The sequence below is a fragment of the Burkholderia sp. HAN2018 genome, from assembly GCF_024704855.1.
Lineage (GTDB): Bacteria > Pseudomonadota > Gammaproteobacteria > Burkholderiales > Burkholderiaceae > Burkholderia > Burkholderia cepacia.
In genome coordinates, this window is record NZ_QOBB01000299.1 from 1 (window position 1) to 7,226 (window position 7,226).

The window sequence follows — 7,226 nt, forward strand, 5'->3', positions numbered from 1 at the left end:
CGCCGCCTTGCGTGCGCGGCTTCGCGGCCTTCTGCTGCGATGCTTTCGGCTGTGCGTTGCCGTCGCGTTTCGCGGCCGGCTGGCCTGAGCCGCCCGCACGCGGCTGGCGATTGCCGCCACCGCCGCCACCGCCGCGCGGCTGCTGTTGCCCGCGGCGCTGCTGGATCGGCTCCGGCTTCGCGTTCGGATCGGGTTCGAAGCCCGCGATCACTTCCTGCGGAATCTCGCGCTTGATCAGCCGCTCGATGTCGCGCAGCAGCTGCTTTTCGTCGACGCACACGAGCGACACGGCTTCGCCGGTCGCGCCCGCGCGGCCCGTGCGGCCGATCCGGTGCACGTAGTCTTCCGGCACGTTCGGCAGGTCGAAGTTGACGACGTGCGGCAACTGGTCGATGTCGATCCCGCGCGCGGCGATATCGGTCGCGACGAGCACCTGCAGCGTGCTGTTCTTGAATTCCGCCAGCGCGCGCGTGCGGGCCGACTGGCTCTTGTTGCCGTGGATCGCCATCGCGCTGATGCCGTCCTTCGTCAGCTGCTCGGCAAGCCGGTTCGCGCCGTGCTTCGTGCGCGTGAACACGAGCACCTGGAACCAGTTGTGTTCGCGGATCAGGTGCGTGAGCAGTTCGCGCTTGCGGTCGCGGTCGACCGGGTGGATCTTCTGCGCGACGCTCTCGGCGGTCGTGTTGCGGCGTGCGACCTCGATCAGCGCGGGCGAGTCGAGCAGGCTGTCGGCGAGCGCCTTGATCTCGTCGGAGAACGTGGCCGAGAACAGCAGGTTCTGGCGCTGCGGCGGCAGCTTCGCGAGCACGCGCTTGATGTCGTGGATGAAGCCCATGTCGAGCATCCGGTCGGCTTCGTCGAGCACGAGGATGTCGAGGTCCGACAGGTCGATCGTCTTCTGCTGCATGTGATCGAGCAGGCGGCCCGGCGTCGCGACGACGATGTCGACACCGCGCTTGAGCGCGTCGATCTGCGGATTGATGCTGACGCCGCCGAACATCACGGTCGAGCGCAGCTTCAGGTACTTGCTGTAGGCACGGACGCTTTCCTCGACCTGGGCGGCGAGTTCGCGCGTCGGCGTGAGGATCAGCGCGCGCACCGCGCGCTTCGCGCCGCGATGCTCGGCGTAGAACGTGTGCAGGCGTTGCAGGATCGGCAGCGTGAAGCCTGCCGTCTTGCCGGTGCCCGTCTGCGCACCGGCGAGCAGGTCGCCGCCGCCGAGGACGGCAGGGATCGCCTGCTGCTGGATGGGAGTCGGCGACGTATAGCCGAGCTCGTTGACCGCTTTGACGAGCGGTTCGGCCAGGCCGAGAGATTCGAAAGACATAGATACCACTCTTCAGTTTTATGATCGGCGACGTCTCGCGCGGCCCGCGCGGGAGGTGACATCGCAAATTGCAAAATGCAAAAGGGCGCGGCCGCGGTTTCCCGCAGCCGCGCCCCGTGTTTGTCAGCCGCTTCTTAGTCGAGCGGCGCGGAACGCAGGTCGCTCACCTGTTGCGGTGAGATCGGCGTACCGTTGTTGCCCCACGACATCCGGATATACGTGACGACCGCCGCAACCTCCTGGTTCGACAGCGACTGTGCGAACGGCGGCATCCCGTACGGACGCGGATTCTTGAACGTGCTCGGCGGATAGCCACCGTTGAGCACCATGCGGATCGGGTTGACCGCCGATTCCATCACGATCGAGTGGTTGCCCGCGAGCGGCGGATAGGCCGGCGGCTTGCCCGCGCCGGTTTCGGCGTGGCAGGTCGCGCAGTTGTCCGCGTAGATCTTCTTGCCCTGGTCGAACAGCGCGTTGCCGAACTGCTTCGACGGCTCGTACTGCATGTTCTTCGGCGCTTCAGCCTTCTGCGGGATCGACTTCAGGTACGTCGACATCGCGCGCGTATCTTCGTCGCTCATGTACTGCAGGCTGTTGTGCACGACGTCGGCCATCGGGCCGAACACCGCGCCCTTGTTCGACACGCCGGCTTGCAGCAGGTCGGACAGCTCCTGCACGTGCCAGTCGCCGAGGCCGAGTTCCTTGTCGTTCGTCAGCGACGGCGCATACCAGTTCTGCAGCGGGATCAGGCCGCCCGCGAAGGCTGCCGAGCTCACCGGGCCGCCCATCATGTTGATCGACGTGTGGCACATCGAGCAGTGGCCGAGGCCCTCGACGAGGTACGCACCGCGGTTCCATTCGACCGACTTGGTCGGATCCGGCTTGTACTCGCCTTCCTTGAAGAACAGCGTGCGCCAGCCGATCAGCAGGTTGCGGTTGTTGAACGGGAACTTCAGTTCGTGCGGACGGCTCGGCACCGACACCGGCGCGACCGAACGCAGGTACGCGTAGATCGCGTCGGAATCCGCGCGCGTGACCTTCGTGTAGCTCGCGAACGGGAAGCCCGGGTAGAGCAGGCTGCCGTCCTTCGAACGGCCGGTGTGCATCGCGCGGTAGAAGTCGTCCGACGTCCACTTGCCGATGCCGTCCTTGTCGTCCGGCGTGATGTTCGGCGTGTACATCGTGCCGAACGGCGTCGCCATCGGCAGGCCGCCCGCGAACGACTTGCCGCCGCGCACGGTGTGGCACGCGATACAGTCGCCGACGCGCGCGAGGTACTCGCCCTTCTTGATCAGCGCGGCCTGGTCGGCCGGCGTGGCCGCGACGGCGGCAGCGCCGTGCAGCGTGTCGTTGCCCGGCCACAGGACCGGCACGAGGGCGGCGGCCGCGACGATCGCGACAGCCGAGAGTGCAAACAGGGACTTGCGTTTCATTGTGTCTGTCTCCCTTGCCTTATTGCGGTTCGCTGCCGCAGGCGAGCGGAGTCTTCATCGAACGCGCCGGAGCCGGCACGGGGTTGGCGGGCGCCGGTTGCGCGGCGAGCCATGCGGTCACGGCCGTCACGTCTTCGTCGGAAAGCTTCGAAGCGACTTCATGCATGCAATCGGGTGCCTTCGCGTGGCGGTTGCCCGAGCGCCATGCACCGATCTGCGCGCTCAGGTAGTCGGCGTGCAGGCCGACCAGGCCAGGGATCGCCGGCTGCATGCCGGTGAGCGTCGCGCCGTGGCAGGCCACGCAGGCCGGCAGCTTGCGGGACGGGTCGCCTTGCGTGACGAGCTGCTTGCCGCGCGCGAGCGTCGCGGCCGGCAGCGTCGGCTTCGCCGGCGTCGGGTACGGCGGGCGTTCGGCCGAGAAGTGCTCGGCCATCTCGCGCAGGTAGTCGTCGTTCAGGTACGTCAGCAGGTAGTTCATCGGCGGGTACTTGCGCCGGCCGTCACGGAAGTTGACGAGCTGGTTGTACAGGTACTCGGCCGGCTTGCCGGCCAGACGCGGGAAGTAGTCGTTGTCCGTACCCTGGCCATGGACGCCATGGCAGGCCGTACAGCCGCGCACGCGCTCGGCCATGGTATCGGGTGCCTTGAGCGGCGCCTGCTGGGCGTGCGCTTGCTCCGTGGGCTTGGTCTGCGCTTGGGCAGCGCTCATAAGGCCCGCGCCGCCGAACATCAGAACGGCGAGCAGCGGACGGAAGAGGCGTCTTGAAGACACACGAGACTCCATGTTTATTCGACGGGGACCTGTCCGGGCTACGATCGGCTCGGCGCATGACGGCAAGGCAGCCGGGCTGCTGCGACGCGGCATTCTATCATCGATGGGTAATGACGGCTATTTGGCAAAAGGACATCGGTTCCTGTCCGTTTGCGACTTGCGACAATTTGACGCGCATTGCGCCGCACCTGTGTGAACCGGCGTGCGTTTTCACCATCGAAGACCGTACACTCGCGGGTCGCGCGGCGCCGCCTCCGCCGCAGGTCCAGTCATTTCTCCCGTTTCCGGATTCATCGATGACGTTTTCTACCGTGCCGTTGCCTTCCTCACGCTGTCCGTTCCGTTGCCGCTTCGTCGGCCTGCCGCTTTCGGGAGGGTGTGCGCGATGAAGTTCGACAGCTTGTGGATCGGTCAGGTCGCGCTCGCGGCGCTGATGGACGCCGCGTTCGCGATGGCGGTCGGCTCGGCGCTGCTCAAGGCATGGCTCGGCAAGGACGGTGCACGTCCGGTCGTCGCGCCGTCGCACCCCGCATGGCTGCGCGCGCAACATTCGCTGGCCGCGGCGGCGCTGGCGCTGGTGCTCGCGGATCTCGGCTGGCTCGTCTACGAGGCCGCGACGATGAGCGGCGCGGGGCTCGGCGGCGCGTTCGCCGCGATTCCCGTGATGCTGACGCAGACCCATACGGGCTTCGCATGGAGCGTCGCGTTTGCCGGTGCCGTGGTGCTCGCGATCGTCGCGCTGGCGAAGCCGGAAGGTCCGGCCGCGCACGCGGTGCTGTGGCTCGCGGTGATCGTGGTCGCGGCCGGCAAGGCCTCGCTCGGCCATGCGGCCGATACGGGCGCGCTGTCCGCGGCGGTCGGCGTGCAGACGCTGCACCTGCTCGCGACCGCCGTGTGGGGCGGCCTCGTGCTCGCGGGCGGGCTCGCGGTGCTGCCGGCGCTCGGGTCGTCGGTCGCGCGCGGCGCGCTGATCCGCATCGGCCAGCACCTGTCGCGTACGTCGATCGTCGCGGTCGTGTTCGTGCTCGGCACCGGCGCGCTCAATGCGATCCGCGGGCTCGGCGGCTCGCTTGCGCCGCTCGACGGCAGCACGTGGGGGCGCGTGTTGCTGCTGAAGCTGCTGCTCGTCGCGCTCGCGCTCGTGCTCGGCGGCCTGAACCGTTTCTCGGCGCTGCCGCGCCTGCGCCGCACCGCGTCGACCGAGGATGCGCACACGTTCCGCAACATCCTGCATCTCGAGGCGCTGACGATGATCGGCGTGTTCGTCGCGGCCGCGGTGCTGTCGTTCAGCGTGCCGGGGTTCGCGGCGCTCGGCTGACGGCCGGTTGCGCGCGGCGCGACGCAAGGCCGCCGATGCGCATCCGCCGTGTGCATCCGCCATGTGCCGGGCGCCGCGCCGGGCATGCAAAAACGGCTGCCTGTCGGGCAGCCGTTCTCGTATCGATACTTGCCGCGACTCAGCGCGACTCAGCGCGACTCGCCGCGCACGCCGCGCATCGCGCTCACCACTCGGCGACGCTGCCGTCCGCGTGTCGCCATACCGGGTTGCGCCAGCGGTGGCCCGTCTTCGCCATCTCGCGCACCTTCTCCTCGTTCACGTCGATGCCGAGCCCCGGGCCCTGCGGGATCGCGACGAAGCCGTCCTCGTAGCGGAACACCTCGGGATTGCGCAGGTAGTCGAGCAGGTCGTTGCCCTGGTTGTAGTGGATGCCGAGGCTCTGCTCCTGGATGAACGCGTTGTAGCTGACCGCGTCGAGCTGCAGGCACGCGGCGAGCGCGATCGGCCCGAGCGGGCAGTGCAGCGCGAGCGCGACGTCGTAGCTCTCCGCGAGCGTCGCGATCTTGCGGCACTCGGTGATGCCGCCCGCATGCGACGCGTCGGGCTGGATGATGTCGACGTAGCCGCCCGCGAGGATGTGCTTGAAGTCCCAGCGCGAGTAGAGCCGCTCGCCGAGCGCAATCGGCGTGTTGGTCTGGTTGACGATGTCGCGCAGCGCCTCGGCGTTCTCCGACAGCACCGGCTCCTCGATGAACATCAGCTTGTACGGGTCGAGCTCCTTCGCGAGCACCTTGGCCATCGGCTTGTGCACGCGGCCATGGAAGTCGACGCCGATTCCGACGTGCGGGCCGACCGCGTCGCGCACGGCCGCGACGTTCGCAATCACCTGCTCGACCTTGTCGTAGGTGTCGACGATCTGCAGCTCCTCGGAGCCGTTCATCTTCACGGCCTTGAAGCCGCGCTCGACCACCGCGCGCGCATTGTTCGCGACGTCGCTCGGCCGGTCGCCGCCGATCCACGAATACACCTTGATGCGATCGCGCACCTGGCCGCCGAGCAGCGCATGCACCGGCACGCCGTGATGCTTGCCCTTGATGTCCCACAGCGCCTGGTCGACGCCCGCGATCGCGCTCATCATGATCGGGCCGCCGCGGTAGAAGCCCGCGCGGTACATCACCTGCCAGTGATCCTCGATCAGCAGCGGGTCGCGGCCGACGAGGTAGTCGGCCAGCTCCTGCACGGCGGCCTCGACCGTGTGCGCGCGGCCTTCGACGACAGGCTCGCCCCAGCCGACGATGCCCTCGTCGGTTTCGATCTTGAGGAACAGCCAGCGCGGCGGGACGACGAAGGTTTCGAGGCGGGTGATTTTCACGATGCGTGTCTCCAGGATTGACCGGTGCGGGCAGTCGGGCGCCGCGCGCGGTCGCGTGCTTTCGCGGTTATCCTAGCGCAGGCCGATAAAAAATAGTATTAATAGCACTATTGTGCAGATAGTGGGCAGCCGGTACACCCGGGTACCGGCATAACGGAGAACGATCATTCGACGCGACCTGCATGGACAGACGGCCTTCCGGCTCGCCACGGCGATCCTGCGCGGCGACTACCCGCCCGAGTCGCTGCTGCCGAGGGAACCCGACCTGATGGAGATGTACGGCGTGAGCCGCACGGTGATGCGCGAGGCGCTGCGCACGCTCACGTCGAAGGGGCTCGTCGAGTCGCGGCCGAAGATCGGCACGCGCGTGCGGCCGCGCGGCGTATGGAACCTGCTCGACGCCGACCTGCTCGACTGGTATGCGCGCGTCGCGCCGCCGCTCGCATTTGCGCTGAAGCTGCAGGAGATGCGCGAGATGGTCGAGCCATACGCGGCCGCGCTCGCCGCGCGCATGCATACACCGGAAACGTTCGACGCGATCGACGGCGCGGCGTGCGCGATGGCCGCCGCGCGCAACGTCGACGAATGGGTGCGCGCCGACCTGCGCTTTCACCTGAGCGTGCTCGAGGCCGGCGGCAACGAGCTGCTGGTGCCGCTCGGCACGCTGATCGATCGCACGCTCGAGGCGCAGCTGCACCTGAATGCGCGCCGCGCGGATGTGTACAACGCGTCGCTCGCCGAGCACACGGCGGTCAGCGACGCGATCCGCGTGCGCGACGAGGACGGTGCGCGCCGCGCAATGGCGGCGCTGCTCGCGGTGACGCGCGCGCGGATCGAGATGTCTTGACGCGAAATGGCGGCGCGGCGCGGTCAGGCGTTCGTGCAGCCGCCCGGCTTGTGGATGCGCGCGATGGTCGCGATCAACGTGCGCTGTCTCGAAGGCGTCGATCTCGACACGCTGCCGGTCACGCACTACGACGGCCGCTCGCACTGAGCGGCGCGTCGGCGCAGACAGCACGCGCGGCCGTCAGGACGGTTGTGCG

At 68.1% G+C, this 7,226-nt stretch carries 6 protein-coding genes and 1 pseudogene; 3 read left to right on the forward strand and 4 right to left on the reverse strand.

Annotated features, from left to right (window positions below):
- The 3 genes from DPV74_RS37265 to DPV74_RS37275 form a co-directional block, all read right to left on the reverse strand.
- Window positions 1-1,327: DEAD/DEAH box helicase (locus DPV74_RS37265; protein WP_119338999.1), on the reverse strand; the 1,327-nt coding region annotated here is incomplete at its 3' end.
- 134 nt (window positions 1,328-1,461) lie between these two features.
- Complete coding sequence (locus DPV74_RS37270; protein WP_021160171.1) at window positions 1,462-2,760, reverse strand: cytochrome c; 1,299 nt, start codon at window positions 2,758-2,760, stop codon at window positions 1,462-1,464.
- 19 nt (window positions 2,761-2,779) lie between these two features.
- Window positions 2,780-3,544, reverse strand: a complete 765-nt coding sequence (locus tag DPV74_RS37275; protein WP_027789194.1) for a c-type cytochrome — start codon at window positions 3,542-3,544, stop codon at window positions 2,780-2,782.
- A 373-nt stretch (window positions 3,545-3,917) separates the two neighbouring features.
- Here DPV74_RS37275 and DPV74_RS37280 point away from each other — a divergent pair, with 373 nt between their 5' ends.
- Entirely contained in the window at window positions 3,918-4,850 is a 933-nt protein-coding gene (locus tag DPV74_RS37280; RefSeq protein WP_059699944.1) for a CopD family protein, read from the forward strand.
- Window positions 4,851-5,034: 184 nt separating this feature from the next.
- On the opposite strand, the gene dgoD is transcribed toward DPV74_RS37280, so the two are convergent.
- Complete coding sequence (gene dgoD, locus DPV74_RS37285; RefSeq protein WP_021160175.1) at window positions 5,035-6,183, reverse strand: galactonate dehydratase; 1,149 nt, start codon at window positions 6,181-6,183, stop codon at window positions 5,035-5,037.
- A gap of 163 nt (window positions 6,184-6,346) precedes the next feature.
- On the opposite strand from dgoD, the gene DPV74_RS37290 reads away from it, so the two are divergent.
- Together DPV74_RS37290 and DPV74_RS37295 are read left to right on the forward strand one after the other, a co-directional pair.
- On the forward strand, window positions 6,347-7,030 hold the full coding sequence (locus DPV74_RS37290; RefSeq protein WP_060357056.1) for a FadR/GntR family transcriptional regulator: 684 nt from the start codon (window positions 6,347-6,349) through the stop codon (window positions 7,028-7,030).
- A gap of 63 nt (window positions 7,031-7,093) precedes the next feature.
- Window positions 7,094-7,177, forward strand: a pseudogene (locus DPV74_RS37295) (GFA family protein); the annotation flags it as partial.
- Between the last annotated feature and the right edge of the window lie 49 nt (window positions 7,178-7,226).